The sequence below is a fragment of the Microbacterium phycohabitans genome, from assembly GCF_032464935.1.
Lineage (GTDB): Bacteria > Actinomycetota > Actinomycetes > Actinomycetales > Microbacteriaceae > Microbacterium > Microbacterium phycohabitans.
The window spans coordinates 623,121-641,896 of the sequence record NZ_JAWDIT010000001.1; the positions used below are offsets into that span (position 1 = coordinate 623,121).

The 18,776-nt window shown below is 70.7% G+C and carries 23 protein-coding genes; 14 read left to right on the forward strand and 9 right to left on the reverse strand.

All coding sequences use genetic code 11. The annotated features are described in order from the left end of the window. Positions 1 to 43 precede the first annotated feature (43 nt). The 5 genes from glmM to RWH44_RS02925 form a co-directional block, all read right to left on the reverse strand. Positions 44 to 1,399, reverse strand: a complete 1,356-nt coding sequence (gene glmM / locus RWH44_RS02905; protein ID WP_298871316.1) for a phosphoglucosamine mutase — start codon at positions 1,397 to 1,399, stop codon at positions 44 to 46. A gap of 14 nt (positions 1,400 to 1,413) precedes the next feature. Beyond that, the gene (rpsI, locus tag RWH44_RS02910) at positions 1,414 to 1,884 is read right to left on the reverse strand and encodes a 30S ribosomal protein S9 (RefSeq protein ID WP_298871314.1); all 471 of its coding nucleotides are present in this window, start codon (positions 1,882 to 1,884) and stop codon (positions 1,414 to 1,416) included. Positions 1,885 to 1,908: 24 nt separating this feature from the next. Then, a complete protein-coding gene (gene rplM, locus RWH44_RS02915; RefSeq protein ID WP_094734663.1) occupies positions 1,909 to 2,355 on the reverse strand; it encodes a 50S ribosomal protein L13 in 447 nt (148 codons plus the stop codon). Between the two features lie 227 nt (positions 2,356 to 2,582). Continuing rightward, a complete protein-coding gene (locus tag RWH44_RS02920) occupies positions 2,583 to 3,344 on the reverse strand; it encodes a CPBP family intramembrane glutamic endopeptidase (protein ID WP_316003412.1) in 762 nt (253 codons plus the stop codon). A 187-nt stretch (positions 3,345 to 3,531) separates the two neighbouring features. Then, positions 3,532 to 4,368 (reverse strand): alpha/beta fold hydrolase, encoded by an 837-nt coding sequence (locus RWH44_RS02925; protein ID WP_298871299.1) that lies wholly within the window; start codon positions 4,366 to 4,368, stop codon positions 3,532 to 3,534. A 150-nt stretch (positions 4,369 to 4,518) separates the two neighbouring features. Between RWH44_RS02925 and RWH44_RS02930 the strand changes: the two genes are divergently transcribed. Next, positions 4,519 to 5,004 (forward strand): PepSY domain-containing protein, encoded by a 486-nt coding sequence (locus tag RWH44_RS02930; RefSeq protein WP_316003413.1) that lies wholly within the window; start codon positions 4,519 to 4,521, stop codon positions 5,002 to 5,004. Positions 5,005 to 5,171: 167 nt separating this feature from the next. Continuing rightward, a complete protein-coding gene (locus RWH44_RS02935) occupies positions 5,172 to 6,470 on the forward strand; it encodes a hemolysin family protein (RefSeq protein WP_316003414.1) in 1,299 nt (432 codons plus the stop codon). Positions 6,471 to 6,550: 80 nt separating this feature from the next. On the opposite strand, the gene RWH44_RS02940 is transcribed toward RWH44_RS02935, so the two are convergent. Further along, a complete protein-coding gene (locus RWH44_RS02940; protein WP_298871290.1) occupies positions 6,551 to 6,688 on the reverse strand; it encodes a hypothetical protein in 138 nt (45 codons plus the stop codon). A 110-nt stretch (positions 6,689 to 6,798) separates the two neighbouring features. Here RWH44_RS02940 and RWH44_RS02945 point away from each other — a divergent pair, with 110 nt between their 5' ends. Further along, positions 6,799 to 7,278: a MarR family winged helix-turn-helix transcriptional regulator gene (locus RWH44_RS02945; protein WP_316003415.1), complete on the forward strand. Its 480-nt coding sequence runs from the start codon at positions 6,799 to 6,801 to the stop codon at positions 7,276 to 7,278. A 37-nt stretch (positions 7,279 to 7,315) separates the two neighbouring features. After that, the gene (locus RWH44_RS02950) at positions 7,316 to 7,735 is read left to right on the forward strand and encodes an organic hydroperoxide resistance protein (protein ID WP_316003416.1); all 420 of its coding nucleotides are present in this window, start codon (positions 7,316 to 7,318) and stop codon (positions 7,733 to 7,735) included. A gap of 136 nt (positions 7,736 to 7,871) precedes the next feature. Here the strand turns inward: RWH44_RS02950 and RWH44_RS02955 are convergent, their stop codons facing one another. Beyond that, complete coding sequence (locus RWH44_RS02955) at positions 7,872 to 8,957, reverse strand: PIG-L family deacetylase (protein WP_316003417.1); 1,086 nt, start codon at positions 8,955 to 8,957, stop codon at positions 7,872 to 7,874. Positions 8,958 to 9,236: 279 nt separating this feature from the next. On the opposite strand from RWH44_RS02955, the gene RWH44_RS02960 reads away from it, so the two are divergent. The 3 genes from RWH44_RS02960 to RWH44_RS02970 all read left to right on the forward strand — a co-directional run bounded on the left by RWH44_RS02960 (position 9,237) and on the right by RWH44_RS02970 (position 10,347). Further along, a complete protein-coding gene (locus RWH44_RS02960) occupies positions 9,237 to 9,518 on the forward strand; it encodes a hypothetical protein (protein ID WP_316003418.1) in 282 nt (93 codons plus the stop codon). A gap of 70 nt (positions 9,519 to 9,588) precedes the next feature. Next, positions 9,589 to 10,113: a YbhB/YbcL family Raf kinase inhibitor-like protein gene (locus RWH44_RS02965; protein ID WP_316003419.1), complete on the forward strand. Its 525-nt coding sequence runs from the start codon at positions 9,589 to 9,591 to the stop codon at positions 10,111 to 10,113. A 9-nt stretch (positions 10,114 to 10,122) separates the two neighbouring features. Next, positions 10,123 to 10,347, forward strand: coding sequence for a three-helix bundle dimerization domain-containing protein (locus RWH44_RS02970; RefSeq protein WP_316003420.1), 225 nt, complete (start codon positions 10,123 to 10,125; stop codon positions 10,345 to 10,347). Here the strand turns inward: RWH44_RS02970 and RWH44_RS02975 are convergent, their stop codons facing one another. Then, entirely contained in the window at positions 10,348 to 11,463 is a 1,116-nt protein-coding gene (locus RWH44_RS02975) for a PIG-L family deacetylase (RefSeq protein WP_316003421.1), read from the reverse strand. A 336-nt stretch (positions 11,464 to 11,799) separates the two neighbouring features. On the opposite strand from RWH44_RS02975, the gene RWH44_RS02980 reads away from it, so the two are divergent. The 7 genes from RWH44_RS02980 (at position 11,800) to RWH44_RS03010 (ending at position 18,223) form a co-directional block, all read left to right on the forward strand. Next, positions 11,800 to 13,326: a sugar transferase gene (locus RWH44_RS02980; protein WP_316003422.1), complete on the forward strand. Its 1,527-nt coding sequence runs from the start codon at positions 11,800 to 11,802 to the stop codon at positions 13,324 to 13,326. 76 nt (positions 13,327 to 13,402) lie between these two features. Next, on the forward strand, positions 13,403 to 14,728 hold the full coding sequence (locus tag RWH44_RS02985; RefSeq protein ID WP_298871265.1) for a UDP-glucose dehydrogenase family protein: 1,326 nt from the start codon (positions 13,403 to 13,405) through the stop codon (positions 14,726 to 14,728). 286 nt (positions 14,729 to 15,014) lie between these two features. After that, positions 15,015 to 15,239: a hypothetical protein gene (locus tag RWH44_RS02990; protein WP_298871262.1), complete on the forward strand. Its 225-nt coding sequence runs from the start codon at positions 15,015 to 15,017 to the stop codon at positions 15,237 to 15,239. 38 nt (positions 15,240 to 15,277) lie between these two features. Beyond that, positions 15,278 to 15,685: an MFS transporter permease gene (locus RWH44_RS02995; RefSeq protein WP_316003423.1), complete on the forward strand. Its 408-nt coding sequence runs from the start codon at positions 15,278 to 15,280 to the stop codon at positions 15,683 to 15,685. Between the two features lie 66 nt (positions 15,686 to 15,751). Then, positions 15,752 to 15,928, forward strand: a complete 177-nt coding sequence (locus RWH44_RS03000; protein WP_316003424.1) for a hypothetical protein — start codon at positions 15,752 to 15,754, stop codon at positions 15,926 to 15,928. A 21-nt stretch (positions 15,929 to 15,949) separates the two neighbouring features. Further along, complete coding sequence (locus RWH44_RS03005; protein WP_316003425.1) at positions 15,950 to 17,956, forward strand: ABC1 kinase family protein; 2,007 nt, start codon at positions 15,950 to 15,952, stop codon at positions 17,954 to 17,956. Positions 17,957 to 18,061: 105 nt separating this feature from the next. After that, positions 18,062 to 18,223 (forward strand): hypothetical protein, encoded by a 162-nt coding sequence (locus RWH44_RS03010; RefSeq protein WP_316003426.1) that lies wholly within the window; start codon positions 18,062 to 18,064, stop codon positions 18,221 to 18,223. Positions 18,224 to 18,293: 70 nt separating this feature from the next. Here RWH44_RS03010 and RWH44_RS03015 read toward each other — a convergent pair whose 3' ends face one another. Then, on the reverse strand, positions 18,294 to 18,776 hold the full coding sequence (locus RWH44_RS03015; protein WP_316003427.1) for a twin-arginine translocase TatA/TatE family subunit: 483 nt from the start codon (positions 18,774 to 18,776) through the stop codon (positions 18,294 to 18,296).

Consider the following 18,776-nt stretch of genomic DNA (forward strand, 5'->3'; position numbering starts at 1 on the left):
GGCACCCCGCACGGGGTCCCTGGGCCTGTCGAACCGGCGGGCGCTAGAGCGCCAGGCGCTCGCGCACGACCTCGGCGAGCCGGTCGGCGTGGGCGCGGGCGACGTCCTCCGACGCCGCCTCGACCATGACCCGCACCAGCGGCTCGGTGCCCGAGGCGCGCAGCAGCACGCGACCGGAGTCGCCGAGTTCGGCGGTGGATGCCGCGACCTCGCGCTGCACGACCTCGTCGGCGACGCCGTCGCGATCGACGCCGCGGACGTTCACCAGCACCTGCGGGTACACCGTCATCAGCGACGCCAGCTCCGCGAGGGTCTTGCCCTGCCGCGCCATCTCGGCCACGAGGTGCAGACCGGTGAGCAGTCCGTCGCCGGTGGTGGCGAACTCGCTCATGATCACGTGGCCCGACTGCTCGCCACCGAGGGAGTAGCCCCCCTCGTTCATGGCTTCGAGCACATAGCGGTCGCCGACGCCCGTCTGCAGCACGCGGATGCCGTGATCGGCCATCGCGCGATGGAGGCCGAGGTTGCTCATGACCGTCGCCACCAGGGTGTCGTCGACGAGCGCGCCGCGCTCCTTCATCGCCACCGCGAGGATCGCCATGATCTGGTCTCCGTCGACCACCTTGCCCTCGGCGTCGACCGCGAGGCACCGGTCCGCGTCGCCGTCGTGGGCGATGCCGACGTCGGCGCCGAGGCGCACCACCGCCTCCGCGAGCACGTCGAGGTGGGTCGAGCCCACGCCGTCGTTGATGTTCAAACCGTCCGGCTCGGCGCCGATGACGGTCACCTGCGCACCGGCGTCCTTGAACGTCTCGGGCGACACCCCGGCCGCCGCACCGTGCGCGCAGTCGAGCACCACGTGGAGGCCGTCGAGGCGGTGCGGGAGGGAGCCCAGCAGGTGCAGCACGTAGCGGTCCTCCGCGTCGGCGAAGCGCCGGATGCGTCCGACGCCCGCGCCGGTGGGCTGCAGACGCTCACCCTCGAGGGCGTGCTCGATGCGCTGCTCGACGATGTCGGGGAGCTTCGTCCCCCCGCGCGCGAAGATCTTGATGCCGTTGTCGGGGGCCGGGTTGTGCGACGCCGACACCATCACGCCGAAGTCCGCGTCGTGATCCGCGATCAGGAAGGCCGTGGCGGGGGTCGGGATCACCCCGGCGTCGAGCACGTCGACGCCGGAGGAGGCGAGTCCTGCGGCGACAGCGGCGGCGAGGAACTCCCCCGACACCCGGGGATCGCGCGCGACGACGGCCGTCAACCGACGGCCTTCCGCTTTGCGCGCCTCCGCAGAACGGCCCTGGCCCAGGACGACAGCAGTCGCCTGGGCCAGGTGCAGCGCGAGTTCGGCGGTGAGGAGGCCGTTGGCCAGCCCCCGCACCCCGTCCGTGCCGAAAAGAGGCATACGGAGAGTCGAACTCAGCGCTTGGAGTACTGAGGCGCCTTGCGGGCCTTCTTGAGACCGGCCTTCTTGCGCTCCTTGACGCGAGCGTCGCGCGAGAGGAAGCCGGCCTTCTTCAGGGTCGGGCGGTTGTTCTCGGCGTCGATCTCGTTGAGCGCACGGGCGATGCCCAGGCGCAGCGCGCCGGCCTGACCCGAGGGGCCGCCACCGGAGATGCGCGCGATCACGTCGTACGAGCCCGCGAGCTCGAGCACCGTGAACGGGTCGTTGATCAGCTGCTGGTGCAGCTTGTTCGGGAAGTAGTCCTCGATCGTGCGGCCGTTGACCGTGATCGTGCCCGAACCGGGGATGAGGCGCACGCGGGCGATGGCCTGCTTGCGGCGGCCCACGGCTGCGCCGGGAACCGAGAGCACGGGGCGCTCGGCAGCGACGACCGACTGCTCGGCCGGCGTCTCGGTGCTGTAGTTGCTGGAGTCGATGTTCGACACTGTTTCGTCCTTATCCGGCGGCGCTTACTGGGCGACCTGGTCGAAGGTGTATGCCGTGGGCTGCTGGGCACCGTGGGGGTGCTCGGCGCCGCGGTAGACCTTGAGCTTCTTGAGCTGCGCCGCGCCGAGGCTGTTCTTGGGCAGCATGCCGCGGATGGCCTTCTCGACCGCGCGGACGGGGTTCTTCTCGAGGAGTTCGTCGTAGGTGACGGACTTCAGACCGCCCGGGAAGCCCGAGTGGCGGTACGCCTTCTTCTGCGTGAGCTTCTGACCCGTGAGGGCCACCTTCTCCGCGTTGATGACGATGACGAAGTCGCCGGAGTCGATGTGGTTGGCGAAGGTCGCCTTGTGCTTGCCGCGGAGGAGGACCGCCGCGTGCGAGGCCAGGCGGCCGAGAACGACGTCGGTGGCGTCGATAACGACCCACTCGCGCGTGACCTCAGCGGCCTTGGGGGTGAAAGTGCGCGTCACAGTAGTGCTGCTTTCTTGATCGAACGGAGGAGTTCGTGAATCCCGCTCCGGTGGTCCGTTGCCCCGCCGATGACGGGGGAACAGGGCCGGTGGAGGGCTCACGTTCGGGCGTCCCGCTCGCAGGGAGGCGGGCACCAAAGAGCAAGACTACGGCATCCGGATGCCATCGCCAAACGGGGACGGCGACGACGAGGGGGCGGGCTCCCGTGACGCCCCGCGGGACCGCGCTAGGAGAGCAGGGCGCCCGCCGCCAGCAGAGCGTATCCCGTGGCGTTGAAGACCACGTGCACCGCGACCGCCGGCCATATGCGTCCGGTCGCCATCACGAACGTCCCGGTCACGACGCCGACCGCGGCGAGCGCGATCGAGTCGACGCCGCCCTGATGCGACGTGAGCCGGTGGGCGACGACGAACAGAGCCGTGGAGAAGGCGACGGCGGCGATCGCGGCGGGCACCCGCCCGCTCAGCCGCCTCACGAGCGCAAAGGCGCACACCAGCACGACCCCCCGGAAGAAGAACTCCTCCGTCACCGCCGCGACGACCGAGTCGGCGAGGGCGTCCGCGACGAACGACTCGGGCAGGGATCCTCCCGTCGAGACGGTCGAGGGCCAGGCGGCCGGCACTCCCCCGGTCTCCGCGAGGGCCCCCTGCACGATGCGCAGAGCGACACCGAAGACGATCCCGTAGACCACGTCGATCAGGCGAACGCGCAGCAGCCCGCGGGGCCGGGACCGAGAGAAGGCCAGGGCGATCGGCACTCCGAGAGCAACCCACACGACGGCCCGCGCACCCCCCTCCGCCGTCTCGGGCGGAAGGAGGACGGATGCCGCCCGCCCGGCCAGAGCACCCGCACCGAGCGCGCAGACGGCCCACGCCAGCAGTTCGAGGTTCCACCGCCGCGTCGTCGAGCGCCCCTCGCGCCAGGGCCGCGGACGGCTGCGCCGTCGCCGCTGCATCCCGCGAGTGGAGGCGTCGGCGGCGTCGGACATGGCGGTCACGTTAGGTCGCGTCCGAACGGGTCTCAGCGGACCCGCCGGGCGAATGCGGACGTGCGGCTCGGCGATTCACCCCCGCTGTCATCACGCACCGATGCCCCGTCACCGGGCGGTGACGGGGCATCGGATCGGCCGGCGCGTCCCCCGCGGATGCGGGCGAGAGTGGGGCGCGCCGAGCGGGTCAGCGCTTCAGGAAGTCGATGAGCACACGGTTGAACTCGTCGGCGTGACTCACGTTGACGCCGTGCGGCGCTCCGGCGACCACGTGCAGTTCGCTCCCGGCGATGGCCTCGTGCGTGCGCTTGCCCGAGCCCTCGAACGGCACGGTGGCGTCGCTGTCGCCGTGGATGATCAGAGCGGGCACACCGACGTTCGGCAGGTCCGCGCGGAAATCGGTCGTGGCGAAGGCCTCCATCGACTTCAGGGCGGCGTGGTGATCGGCCTGGTTCGCGAGGCGCTCCGCCTCGGCCTGCTCCTCGGGCGCGACGACGAGCTCGCCGTTCACCGAGAAGAAGTCGGTCGTGAACTGGTGATAGAACGCCTTCTCGTCGTCCGTGAGTCCCTGCTTCATCCCGTCGGCGGTGTCGTCGTCGAGGGGCCCCTCGGGGTTGTCGTCGGTCTGGGCCAGGTACGGCGGGACGGCCGCTGCGAAGACGACGCTGTGCACGCGGTCCGCGCCGTGGCGCGTGAGGTAGCGCGCCACTTCGCCGCCGCCCATCGAGAAGCCCACCAGCGTGGCATCCCGCAGGTCGAGCGCCTCCAGTACGGCCTGAAGGTCGTCGGCGAACGTGTCGTAGTCGTACCCGGTGCGGGGCTTGTCGCTCCGGCCGAAGCCGCGGCGGTCGTAGGTCACGACCCGGTGGCCGGCCGCTTCGAGGGCCGGAACCTGGTGCGCCCACGACTCGCCCGACAGGGGCCAGCCGTGGATCAGCACGACGGGGCGACCCGATCCGCCGGTGTCGTCGACGTGGAGGTCGATGTCGGTCAGAAGTCCATGGTGTGCGGTGATCTCGCTCATGGCCGCCATGGTTCGCCCTGCACCTGACCGGAGGCCCGCCGTTGACGATCGCGTCGAGAATTGGTATCGCTCGGCCCGCCGGGGAACGCACACGCGACGCCGCGATGCAAGCACTCCGGCGGTCCGTTCGCGCATCGCTAGCCTCGCGCCATGGCCTCGACCCGCTCCCTCGCCGTCGCCCTGTCCGCTGTCACGGTCCTCGCGCTCAGCGCCTGCGCCCCCTTCGGCGGTGGCGGCGGATCCCTCACCCCCACCGATCAGGATGCCGTCCGCGCCGTCACCACGGCCGAATCCGACGCCGGTGGCCGTGCGTTCGCGCTCGACGCGGATGACGACCGGTGGGAGGTGCACGTCGCCGTCGGCGATCAGGAGGTCGAGGTCCAGGTCAGCACCGACGGTACCCGCGCGGAGTCCTCCGACGGCTCCGAGAGACTCGATGCGGACGACTCCGCCGCTCTCCAGGCGACCACGACCACCCTTGCGGATGCCATCCGCATCGCCGCGACGCGGGCCTCCGGTGGGGCACGGGTCGAGGAGGCCGTCCTCGAGCAGGAGGACGGCGCTCCCGTGTGGAAGGTCGAGATCGCCGGAGGCACGACGGTCCGCGTGTCGGGTGTCGACGGCAGCGTGCGCTGAGGCAGCAGAAGCAGGGGTGGGTGCGCAAGCCCGGAGCCGGCATCCGTGGGGATGGCCCCCTCTCATTACACTCGCCGCATGTGCCACGCTCTCGACGCCGACGGTCATAGTCCGAGCGCCCGGGTGACCCCGGGTGCCGGACGCATCGCGACGAAGGCGGGCGAGCGATGAACGACCTCGCGCTGAACATCGTGCTGGTCGTGGTCTTCGTGCTCATCGGCGGGGTGTTCGCCGCGACCGAGATGGCCCTGGTGACGCTGCGCGAGAGCCAGGTGAACGCCCTCGCGGCGCGCGGGCGGCGCGGGCAGAAGGTGGCCGACCTCGCGCGCAACCCCAACACCTTCCTCTCCGCCGTCCAGATCGGCGTCACGGTCGCGGGTTTCGCGTCGGCCGCGTACGGCGCCTCGTCGATCGCCCCGTCGGTGACCCCGCTCTTCACGGCGTGGGGGCTCGACGAGCCGGTCGCGGCCACGGTCTCCACCATCGCGCTCACCCTGGTCATCGCCTACCTCTCCCTCGTCCTGGGCGAGCTCGTTCCCAAGCGGCTCGCGATCCAGCGCAACGCGGCGTTCGCCTACGGCGTCGCGCCGGTGCTGAACGGCTTCGCCACCCTCATGCGGCCCGTCATCTGGCTGCTGTCGATCTCCACCAACGTGCTCGTGCGTCTGCTCGGCGGCGACCCGAACAAGACCGGTGAGGAGCTCACCGAGGAGGAGCTGCGCGACATCGTGTCGAGTCACGAGGGCCTGCCCGCCGACGAGCGTCGCATCCTCGACGACGTGCTGTCGCTGCGCGACCGCCACGTCAGCGAGGTCATGCGACCCCGCCCGGAGGTCGTCACCCTGGATGCCGGCGGCTCGATCGCCGAGGCGGTGGAGCGTGTACGCGATCTGCCCTATTCGCGCTACCCCGTCGCTGAGCACACGATCGACGACGTCGTCGGATTCGTACACGTTCGTGACCTCTACGAGGACACGTCGCGTCCCCTCACCGCCGTGATGCGCGACATCCGCTACATCCCGTCGACCGCGCGGGTGCTTCCCACCCTCACCGCGATGCGCGCCGAGGGCAGTCACATCGCGGTCGTCGTCGACGAGTACGGGGGAACCGACGGCATCGTGACCCTCGAAGACCTCGTCGAGGAGGTGGTGGGCGAGATCTTCGACGAGTACGACGACGCCGCCGAGCAGCCCCTTGCCGAGGGCGAGCACGGCACCGTCGAGGGCCGACTCAATCTGCAGGACTTCGAGGAGGCGACCGGGGTGACGCTCCCGCGGGGCGCATCCGACACCGTCGCGGGATTCGTCGTCGAGCGGCTCGGCCGTCTCGCCCGGGTCGGCGACACCGTGGAGGTGGACGGCGCCACCCTCCAGGTGAGCGCCGTCGACCGCCGACGCGTGGCCGAACTGCTCGTCACCCGGCATCCCGTCGACGACGACGACGCGGCACCCGCGGCCCGCGACTGAGCGTCCGACAAGCCTCGGCTTCCGGCCCCGCGCGCAAACGTCTCCCGCCGTCGGGCGTCGCCCGTCGACGGGATGGAGGCTCAGGCGAGGTCGCCTCCGAGCGGGGCGACAGAGTCCCCCAGCTCGAAGTGATGCCCGTTGATGGCGAGCAGGTCGCGGTCGCCGTCGGGGAGGAAACCCGATGGCGCCGTGAAGCTCGCGTCGCTGCGGCGGATCATGCGCCCATCGTCGCCCGGGAGCGGAGGCGATGGCAGGGCTTGACAGAGCGACTCGCTCCGGTCCGGCACATTCGGTTGTGCACAATTAAATTGTGTGCAACAGTTCTTCCATGCCCGCCGTCGACGCCCTCGTGTGCTTCGCGCTCTACGCCGCCAACCGCACGACCACGCAGGCCTACCGCGTCCTCCTCGAACCGTGGAACCTCACGTACCCGCAGTACATCGCCCTGGTCACCCTGTGGGGCGACGGCGATCAGACGGTCAAAAGCCTCGGCGAGGCGCTGCAGCTGGACTCGGGCACCCTCTCGCCGATGCTCGCCCGCATGGAAGCGGCGGGCTACATCGAGCGGACCCGTCGCTCCGACGACGAGCGGGTGGTTTCCGTGTCGCTGACGCCCCGAGGAGCCGGCCTGCGGGAAGAGCTGTCCCACGTCCCCCGCTGCATCGCGGCCGGCGCGGGTCTGTCCGACGCCGACAGCGCACGGGAGCTGATCGACGCTTTGCACCAGCTCACCGAGGCGATGAAAGACCTGCGCGACCACCCCGATACCGTCCTGTCGGCCGTGGGCGCGCCCCGCCGTTCGTCGTGACGCGACGACGCCCCTCCGTCCCCAGAAAGGAACACTCATGGACGTTCTCTACACCGCAGAAGCCGTTTCCACCGGCCACGGCCGCACCGGCCACGTGACGGCCGGTCCCTACATCGACCTCGAGGTCGCACCCCCGAAGGAGATGGGCGGATCGGGCGCGGGCACCAACCCCGAGCAGCTCTTCGCCGCGGGCTACGCCGCCTGCTTCCACGGCGCCCTGCACGCCGTCGCGCGCGGCCGGAAGATCACCCTCGAGGACTCGTCCGTCGGCGGCCGCGTCCACATCGGCCCGAACGGCCAGGGCGGCTACCAGCTGGCCGTGCTGCTCGAGGTCGTCCTCCCGGGCGTCGAGCACGACCTCGCCCAGGAGCTCGCCGACCAGGCGCACCAGGTGTGCCCCTACTCGAACGCCACGCGCGGCAACATCGAGGTGACCGTCACCGTCTCCGAGGACTGACCTCCCGACTCCCGGGGCGGGGCGCTGAGCCCCACGTATCGCGCCTCGTCCTGGGCCTGCCTCCGGCAGTACGACGCCGCCCGTTCCCTGCGGGCGGCGTCGTCGCGTGCAGCGCCTCCACCCCGCCCGCCGCACGTCAGGAGAGCTGGAGCTCGGCCTCGGTCTTCGGATAGGAACGGCGCAGCCACTGGCCGAAGCCCGGCTGGGCGAGACAGGCCGTTTCATCGATGCACGTCACGACGGGATCCTGCGCCGCGTACACCTGGTACACGTCGACCTTCGCATCCAGCGGAGCTCCGACCACGTTCACCGGCTGCCGCTTCGAGGGATACCCGATGTAATAGGTCACCGCTTCCGCCGGCACCCCGGCGGTGGGCGCGACGGCACGCACGAGCGACCCGACGCACGAATGGTCGGGGTGGTCGCCTCGCGCGAAGGCGCTCTCGTGGGGGATGTTCGTCGTGATGCGATCGGGCCGCCCCGCGTGGATGAGCTCGGCGACCGTGTCCGAGAGGCGTGCGGCGTCGAGGGTGGGGCCGTCGTCGATGGGGGCGAGCGCCGGCACGGTGCCGTTGATCAGCTGCGTGAGTCCCGCTCCTCCCGTGGCGGGAAAGCCCTTCGCGCTCAGGTTGCCGTCCGGCAGTCGCAGCACCGTGATCGACAGACGCGGCTCGTCGCTCGGCACGAACCGCGTGACGCGGGCCCCGCTCAGCAGCGCGATCTCGCGCGTCTCCCACGGCGCCGTGCTGCCGCGCATCTGGTCGTAGGCCGCGCGGATGCCCGCCTCGCGCTGCTGCGCGTAGGCGAGGCCGCGCCCGGCGTCGCCCGCGGTGATGAAGATCGTCCGCAGGGTCGCTCCGGAGGCGATGACCTCGCTGAGGTGGGGGTTGGCGAAGATGATGTCGTCATCGGCGTGGGCCCAGACCGCCACCGTGGAGTCGTCCCCCGGCTCCTCGAATGCGGGCGACGCGTCCCGCGGCGCGTCGCGGGGCTGGGGGACGATCGGACTCAGCTTGACCCAGGTGCCGTCGGGCCCGTCCGACCGCCGCATTTCGCGGTAGGCCCACGCGCCCCCGCCGATCGCAGCGAGACCGCCGACGGCGAGGCCCCCGAACACGAGCGATCGGCGCGAGATCGAGCGCCGGCGGCTCGCCCCGGCCCCGTCCTGCGCGTCGCGTCCGGCACCGCCGTCGCCGCTCGATGGCTCGTCGATGTCACTCACGGCGACTCCGTCCTGTGTTGCGCCCCCCGGCGACGGATGTTCGGGTTCCCCCGCGCCCTCGGGCGCACGGGTTCCCCCGCGCCCTCGGGCGCACATCGACGGTACCGCGAAGCACGCCGCTCACCGCGCGCGAAACCCCGCGGCGGCGCGACGTCGCGGGCAGAGCGGACCGGTCACCGCCTCGATCATCCCGCGGGTGACCGCGCGCGGCCGGCCGGTCCACCCCACGCATGGCCGATGCTCAGCCCGCGCCTAAGAACGCTGGCGACACTCGCCCTTATGCAGACGTCCTCACCGCCGCGGTCTCTGTCGCCCGTCGCCCTGCGCATCCGCGCCGTCCTCAACGACTGGGACCCGATCGGGGTCCATCGGATCGGGCGCGGGTGGCCCGACGACGAGTACGACGACCTGATCCTCCCGATCATGAAAGCCCTCGAGGTCGCCCCGAGCGTCGACGAGCTGGCCGCCGACCTGCGCGAGGTCGTCGAGGTCGATTACGGGCTGCCGACCCCCGACGGATGCCACGATGCAGCCCGCTCCCTTCTCGCCCTGTCCCACTGATCGCTAACCCCCGCCGACCCGCGACGCAAGCCCTGCCGGCACGTCGGGAACGGGTCCTATCGTGCGGAGCATGGTCGATCTCTCCCGCCCCCAGACGCCCGATCCGTATCCCCTCCTCCCCGCCACCGCGTCGTTCGACGTGGCCAGTGACGACGTCGTCAACGGTGAGCCGCTGAAGGACGATCAGGTGGCCGAGAAGGGCAACACCTCCCCGCACCTCCGGTGGTCGGGTGCCCCCGAGGGCACGAAGTCGTTCGTCGTCACCGGCTTCGATCCCGACGCGCCGACGCCGAGCGGCTTCTGGCACTGGGTCCTCGTCGACATCCCGGCGGACGTGAACGAGCTCGCCACGGGGGCCGCCTCCGGCGACCTGCCCGGCAACGCGTTCCACGTGCGCAACGACGGCGGCGAGAGCGGGTTCATGGGCGCCGCTCCCCCGCAGGGCGACCAGCCCCACCGCTACTTCTTCGTCGTGCACGCCGTGGGCGAGGAGACCCTCGGTGTCGACGCGGACGCGAGCCCCGCCGTGGTGTCGTTCAACCTGGCGTTCAAGACGCTCGGCCGCGCGATCCTGCACGGCACGTACCAGCACTGAGCGCGGGCCATGACGCAGCGCAGTGAAGGGTTCGACAAGGACGAGACCATCGCCGACGTCGAGGAGCGCGTGCAGGTGCGATTCCCCGACGCCCCCGCGGAGGTCGTGCACGACGAAGCCGTGGCGGCCGTCGACAAGTACGCGGACGCCCCCGTGAAGGACTTCGTCGACATCATCGCCGAGCGCGACGCGCGCGCGGCCGTCGAGGACGCGCTCGCCTCCGACGACGGGTGATCAACCGAGCTGGAGCTCGGCCTCGCTCTTCGGGTACGAACGCTGCAGCCACTCGCCGAACTTGCGGGTCTTGAGACAGTTCGAGCGGTCCGCGCAACGGATCACCTTGTCCTGCTGCGTGTAGATGCGGTACGTGTCGACCTTGCGGTCCAGCACCGCTCCCTCGAGGTTGCGGGGCAGGTTCTCCGACGGGTAGCCGACGAAATACCGGACGCCGGGGGCCACCGCCGCGTCCGACGAGAGCGCTTCGCGCACGAGAGCGCCGACGACCGAGTGATCCGGGTGATCGCCGGGGGCGAAGGCGCTGCCGCGCGGGATGTGGGTGAGCGTCGCGCTCGGCCCGACGGCATCCGCGAGCTCGCGTATCGACGCGACGACCTGCCCGCGACCGACCGCGGGGCCGCCGTCCACGGGGGCGAGCGACGAGATCGCCCCGTCGTACAGCTTGCTCAGGGTGGCGAAGCCCGTCTCGGAGAAGCCGCCGTCCGTGATGTTGCCGTCGGGCAGTCGCACGTAGGCGACCGAGATCCGCGGATCGCCGTCGGGACTGAGTCGGCGGATGTGCAGGCCGGTGTCGAGGGTGACGTCGTCGGCATGCCAGAGCCCCTCCTGCCCGCGCATGGCGTTGTAGGCGCGCAGGATGCCGAGTTCCCGCGCCTGCACGTACTCCATACCCTTGCCGGCGTCGCCCGCGGTCAGGAAGACGGTCCGCACGCACTGGCCCGCGGCGATGGCGTCCGAGATCGTGGGGTTGGCGAAGATGATGTCGTCGTCCGGGTGTGCCCAGAAGCTGAGGAGAGTGGGAGCCCCGTCGCAGACCTGGGCGGCCGGTGACGTGGGCGGAGCGGGCGTCGGCGTCGCGGTCGGAGTCGGGGTCGGGATCGAGGGTGAGGCCGACGACCCCGTGAGGGTCGGCGACGGAGACGGCGACGGTGACGCCGCGGAAGGAGACGCGGTGGCGTCGATGGCCGCCGGATCTCCCGAGGGCCGCAGGAGCGCGAACGCGAAGACCGCCGCCACGGCGACGAGGAGAACGGCCGCGATCGCCAAGGCGGCGATGAGACCCGCCGACCCCTCACGTCGTGCGCCGAGGAGCGGCGGCGGGACGCGGGTCATCAGGTTCCTCCGGTAGGCGGGTGGGCATGCATCCCGCGATGCGGGGGGAATCTCGCAGGCGGCCGGCGTCGGCCGATCCGCTGCCCGAGTGTAGGGGACGCGCCCCTCGCGGGGCCACCGCCCGCGCGTGAGGGGCGCGGCGGACCGCGCTGTTGTGATGACTTCGTCTCACGTGTCGGGTGAGTTAGCGGGTGACGGCCGCGGTGTTTCAGACTCGTGACAAGTGCCGCAGGGTGACTTATGGGGTGACTCTCGCCTGTTATCGTTCACGGGGTAAGCCGAAAGGCTCGCCGGCCGGGGGGGGAGGAGCTGCACATCGTGACGTCCGATCTTCAGATGAGCGCTGAGACCGCGGACGCGGACGCGGACCCGCTCACTGCGCGACCCCCGCGGGAGACGCCGACCCAGGCGCCGATGTACCAGCGCGATCCGTGGCGGCGGCGTTACCGTCTCAACCTCGCGCTGACCGATCTCTTCTCCCTCACGTGGGTCGTCTACGGCACGCAGCTGCTCTGGTTCGGCCTGGGGAACGTGCAGCTCGCCACCGGTCGCGACAGCCGGATCAGCGACCTCTCGTACTGGGTCTTCTCCGCCATCCTGATCGTGACCTGGATGTGGGCGCTGTCGTTCGTCGACTCCCGCAGCGACCGGGTCATCGGGACCGGCTCCCAGGAGTACGTCCGCATCGCCGACGCCAGCTTCCGTCTCTTCGGGACCGTCGCGATCATCGCCTTCCTGACGCAGATCGACGTCGCCCGCGGATACCTCCTGATCAGCCTGCCCCTCGGCATCCTGGTCCTGATCTTCACGCGATGGATGTGGCGGCAGTGGCTGGTGGCCCAGCGCTCGCGCGGTCTGTACTCGGCGAACGTGCTGCTCGTCGGGTCGCTCCCCTCCGTCACCCAGCTCGCGCGCGAATTCGGCCGCTCGCCCAGCGCGGGCTATCGCGTGGTGGGCGCGTGCGTCCCCAACGGCAAGATCGCCGACGTCATCCCCGGAACCGAGATCCCGGTGATGGGGCACGTGGGAGACGTCACCCGCGCCCTGCAGGTCACAGGTGCCGACACTGTCGCGATCACCAGCGCCGACGACCTGCCCGCCGACAAGGTCAAGCAGATCTCGTGGAGCCTCGAAGCGGGCCGCCAGCACCTCGTGCTGGCCCCGAGCATCATCGACATCGCCGGCCCCCGACTGCACACGCGTCCCGTGGCGGGGCTCCCCCTCATCCACGTGGAGACGCCGAAGTTCTCCCGCGGGCAGAGCTTCCTCAAGCGCAGCGTGGACCTCGTCGCCGCGTCGGTCGGCGTCATCCTGCTGAGTCCTCTGCTGGCCTTCCTCATGATCGCGGTGCGCCTGTCCAGCGACGGTCCGATCTTCTTCCGTCAGACCCGCATCGGGTTCCGTGGACGCGAGTTCACGATGATCAAGTTCCGCTCGATGGTCGTCAACGCCGAAGACCTCCTCGAGCAGCTCGCCGCGCAGGAGCGGGACTCCGGCAACGAGGTGCTCTTCAAGATGAAGAACGATCCCCGCGTCACCCCCATCGGGCGTGTCATGCGCAAGTTCAGCCTCGACGAGCTCCCCCAGCTGTTCAACGTGATCGGCGGGTCGATGTCGCTCGTCGGCCCGCGCCCCCCGCTGCCCTCCGAGGTGGCGGTCTACGCCGATCACGTGCATCGCCGATTCCTCGCCAAGCCCGGCATCACCGGGCTGTGGCAGGTCAGCGGGCGTTCCTCGCTCTCGTGGGAGGAATCGGTCCGTCTCGATCTCTCGTACGTCGAGAACTGGACCCTCCTCGGCGACTTCGTCATCCTCGGCAAGACCGCCCGCGCCGCCCTGGCGCCGGGCGAGACGGCCGCGTGAGAATCCTGCGCTCCCTCGCGGGTCCGCGAACCGGCGTGTCCGGGTCGCGTCGACGTGAATCTGAAAGGCTCTGATCGTGCGTTTGTCTGTAGTGGGTTGCGGGTACCTGGGAGCCGTGCACGCGGCTGCGATGGCGTCGATCGGGCACGAGGTGGTCGGCATCGACGTCGACGAGCGCAAGATCGCCTCCCTGTCCAAGGGTGAGGCGCCGTTCTTCGAGCCCGGTCTCCAGGAGATCCTCACGGAGGGCATCGCCTCCGGTCGCCTGTCGTTCACCACCGACATGTCCGCTGCGCAGGGCGCGAAGGTGCACTTCGTCGGCGTCGGGACGCCGCAGCAGGCCGGTGGCCACGCCGCCGACCTGACCTACGTCGATGCCGCCGTCGACGGACTCCTCCCCTTCCTCAGCGACGGAGACATCGTCGCCGGCAAGTCCACCGTGCCGGTGGGAACCGCCGCGCGCCTCGCCCCGCGCGTGGCCGAGCGCGGCGCCGTGCTCGTCTGGAACCCGGAGTTCCTGCGCGAGGGCTGGGCCGTCCAGGACACCGTCGACCCCGACCGCCTCGTCGCCGGCGTCCCGTCCGAGGACGGCAAGCCCACCGCCGAGGGCGAGCGCACCGCCGACGTCCTGCGCGAGGTCTACCACCCCTCGATCGCGAAGGGCACGCCCTTCATCGTCACCGACTACGCGACGGCCGAACTGGTGAAGGTCTCGGCGAACGCGTTCCTCGCGACCAAGATCAGCTTCATCAACGCCATCGCCGAGATCGCCGAGGTCACCGGTGCCGACGTCACCACCCTGGCCGACGCCATCGGACACGACGCGCGCATCGGCCGCCGCTTCCTCGGTGCCGGCATCGGCTTCGGCGGCGGATGCCTCCCCAAGGACATCCGCGCCTTCTCCGCTCGGGCCGAAGAGCTCGGACGCGGGGAGTCCGTCGCCTTCCTCCGCGAGATCGACGCCATCAACCTCCGCCGTCGCGACCGCGCCGTCGAGCTGACGACCGACGCCCTCGGGGGCAGCGTGTTCGAGAAGAAGGTCGCCGTCCTGGGGGCCGCCTTCAAGCCCCACAGCGACGACATCCGCGACTCCCCCGCCCTCGACGTCGCCGTGCGCCTGCACGGCCTCGGGGCGCACGTCGTCCTCACCGACCCGGCTGCGATCGAGAACGCCCGTCGCATCCACCCCCAGCTCACGTACGAGACCGACCTCGACGAGACGCTCCGCGACGCGGACGCGGTCATCGTCGTGACGGAGTGGGACGAGTACCGTCGTGAACTGTCGCCCGAGCACGCGGCCTCGCTGACCCGAGGGCACGTCGTCGTCGACGGACGCAACTGCCTCGATCCCGTCGCGTGGCGCGCCGCGGGCTGGTCGTACTTCGGCATGGGTCGCCCCTGACCATCCCCTCCGTCATCGCGAACGCCCCGGCTCCGGCCGGGGCGTTCGTCGCTCGCGGAGCAGCATCCCACAGCGGATCGTCATCCCGAGAGACTCTGCTCCGACGCGCGGATGACCGAGCCCGGCGCTCCCGCTGGATCGACGTGGGAGCGGCGCCGGGGTCGTGGTCGTCGGGGGACGAACCGAAGTTCTCTCCGACCCGCGTGACGAATCCTCCCCTCCACGCGTCTGCATAGTGACGGTCCGCTGCGGATCACCGCCGGACCCCGTGCAGAAGGAGGATGCCATGCGCAACAAGATCATCCTGATCGGCGCCGTCGCGCTCATCGCCTACGTCGTGGGGACCCGCACCCCGCGCGTGCAGGTCAAGAAGCGGGAGTCCGTCGGGCACCAGATCGTCCGGTTGTGGGACGACCCCAAGGCCCGGCGCCGCCGGCACAAGGCGGCGAAGAAAGCCGCTCGCGCTGCGCGCAAGCGCGCACACCGCACCCTGCACGACCTGCGCTCCTGACCCGGGCAGCGCAGTCCGACCGACCGGGAAGGAGTCTCATGAGCCGTATCTCTTCGAGCAAAACGGTGATCCGTTCGCGCCGCAGCGCCGCCGCCGCGATGACCGGTGGCGTGGTCATCGCGCTCATCGTGCTGCTGGGCTTCCTCCCCCTCGTGACCTTCCTCGCGGGCGCGACGGCGAGCACCGCCGGGTTGGTGCCGTTCCCCGTGCTGGGCGTGACCGCGGTCGCGCTCATCGGGCTGCTCGCCATCGTCGCCCTGCTGGCGGGGTCGGTCACGCGGCGCCGCGCCCCCGCGGCGTGGGCCCTCTCGGCGACGGCGGTGGTGGTGGCGATCGTCGTGACCGCGTTCCCGCTCATCGCCGTCGTCTTGGGCTCCGTCGACCGCGTGGGAGACCTCGGTGCGGTCGTCGAACAGCTCGTGCAGCGGCTCGGTGGGGGCAGCTGACGCACCCCTGTGGATGACACGCCACAACGACGCATGCGCATGCGAAGATGCCTCCCAGGAGGAACCATGCACCTGCCCCTTGACGATCCGCCGCGAGAGCGCGGGCGATTCGACGACGACGACCTGCTGGTCGGCTTCGCGCCGAATTGCCTCGCCTGTTCCCTGACGATGCGTCCGCACTCTTCGCGCGACGGGCTCGCGTGGTGGCGATGCGGCGAATGCGCTCTTCCCCGGATCTGCTGAGCAGACGACTACGCTGACCCCGTGGGGGCCACCATCCTGATCTCGATATCCGCCGTCGTCTCGGCGGTGCTCGTCGGGTTCGTCGCCCGGCGCATCCTCGGGACCGCGGTCGGGTGGCCGCGCAGCATCGTCGTCGGGCTCCTCGTGTTCTTCCTCGGCGTGCCATCCGCCCAGTGGACGCTCGGTCAGACCGACCTCATCGACACGAACGCCGTCGTCGAAGCGAACGACGCATGGCTGTGGATCGGGCTCATCGCCCTGTCGCTCGCGTGGGTCTTCGCCCTCGGCGTCGCGGCGCTCGTCGCGAGCGAGGCGATCTTCCCCACGCGCCCTCTCCCCAACCCCATCGACCTCGTCCGTGCCGCGCTCCGCCAGCGCAAGCGCACCCGCCGCTATCTCGAGATCCTGACGATCGCGTCCCGACACGGCGTGGGATGGCTGTTCCACGGCGGCCGCGCGCGCGTCGAGGAACAACTCAGCACCTCCGAGGAACGCGCGAATGCGATCGTCGCGACCATCAACGACGCGGGGGTGAGCTTCGTCAAGCTGGGCCAGGTCCTCTCCACGCGCCGCGATCTCATCCCCGAGCCGTACCTCACCGCCCTGTCATCCCTCCAGACCAACGCCACGACGCTGGCGTGGGAAACCGTGCGAGCGGTCATCGAAGACGACCTGGGCACGGCCATCGACGAGATCTACGCGCAGGTGGATCCGGTCCCCCTCGCCGCCGCCTCCGTGGCGCAGGTGCATCGCGCCGTCCTGCGCGACGGAACCCCCGTCGTCGTGAAGGTGCAGCGCCCCGCCGCGCGCGCTCAGGTCGAAGCGGATGCCGACATCATCGGCCGTCTGGCGCACCGGGCCGAGATGCGCACGCGGGTGGGCCGCGACCTGCGCATCGAGTCGGTCGCCCGCGGGTTCACGAGCACACTCGTGGAGGAGCTGGACTACCGGATCGAAGCTCGCAACACCCGCATGATCCATTCCACTCTCGACCTCATCGACCGCGCGGAGCCGTCGCGCCGCGGCGTCGTGACGGCTCCGAGGGTCTTCGAGGCCGCCTCGGGACAACGCGTCCTCACGATGGACCTCGTCGACGGCGCGGCGCTGAGCGACAGCGTCGACCGCCTCGCCACGTTCTCCGCCGAGGATCGCGACCGTCTCGCTCAGACGCTGATGTCGACGGTCATCGAGCAGATCCTGGTGTACGGCGTGTTCCACGCCGACCTGCACCCCGGCAACGTGCTGCTCAAAAGCGACGGGACTCTCGGACTCATCGACTTCGGCGCGGTCGGCATCATCGAACGCAGCCGCCGACAGCACATGACCGCGCTCCTCCTGGCCGCCCTGAGCGAGAACGACGTCGCCGCCACCGATGCCCTTCTGCTGATCGTGGATCCCCCCGACGACCTCGACATGGATGCGTTCCGCCACGACGTCGGAATCGTGCTCACGACCGAGCACCTGCGCACCGACGGCCAGGGCTCGATCTTCACCCGCATGGTCGACGTGATCCGCCAGCACCACATCGCCCTTCCCGGCGAGCTCGCCTCGGCCTTCCGCAGCTTCGCCACCCTCGAGGGGTGCCTCCGCGTCCTCGTCGACGATTTCGACATGGTCGGGCGCGCTCTCCCCCTCATGCCGACGCTGCTGCGCCGGACGTTGTCCGCGAAGCGCATGGCCACCGATCTCCAAGCACAGGCCGTCATCTCGCTCGCCCGCCTGGAACGGATGCCCCAGCGCCTCGACGCCCTGTTGTCGGGCGTCGAGAAGGGGTCGATCGGCGTCACGCTCCGCAGCGACGACGGCAACGACGTCAGCGGGATACTCGGACGCGTGACGGCCGAGGTGGCGTCGACGCTCGTGTCGATCGCGGCCGTCGTGATCGCGGTCGTCCTCGTCATCGCGGGAGGCGGTCCCGTTCTCGGCGGCTCCGTGACCCTGTTCGCCGTCCTCGGAGCGGTCATCGGCCTGTTCGGCTTCCTCGGGCTGCTGCGGATCGTCCGGAGGACGTTCACTCGACCTCGATGATGCGCCGGCCTCACTCGTCGGCGCGTCGCATGCGATGTCGGCCTCACCGCGGCAGTACGGTGAGCGCACCACCGACCGGTGGACGGGCTCCGAAGGAGAAGTCCCATGTTCGCTCTCGCCCTCGTCCTCATCGCCGCCACCATCTGGATGATCGCCGCCCTCGCCACCGGCATCGGGCTCGGTCGGGTCATCGCCCGAGCGGATTCGCAAGCGGTGCGGGGCTCGCTACCCGCCGCACCGGGTCTGTCCGGGACCGTGCGGTCGTGAGCAGCGGTCCGACCCGTTGACGACACTCCCGCACCCCGCAGACCCCATCGGACCGCTGCGGGGCCGAGCGTCAGTCGCTCTCCGGTCCGGGCAGGGCCACCGGAGGCTGCGGGCCGGCCGGAGGAACCGGAACGGTCTCCGCGGGCGGGGAGCCCGCCCGCTTCCGCGACATCTGCTCGCCCTCGCCCGCCGTCGTCGGCCCGTCCACGGGGGGTGTCCAGAGCGCGTCCTCGTCGCCCCGTTCGGGAGCCGCCGTCGCTTCACCCGGCAGCTCGCCCGGAACGGCTGATGTCGTCGCTGGCACGGTCGTCCCGGCAGCGATGTCTTTCAGGATGCGACGCGGATGCAGAGCCCGCGGGTCGTATTCGCGCCAGTCCGGAGCGAGCTCGTCGAGCTCATCGACCACCTGTGCGCGACCCTGCTGATACAGGGCGTGGATGCGACCGATGTGGCGCGGGAGCGCCCGCCGGAGCTCTCGCAACCGCTCGGGCCCCATGATCAGGCCGACCAGGACGGCCACCACGATCATCTTGTCGATACCGAGATCGAACAC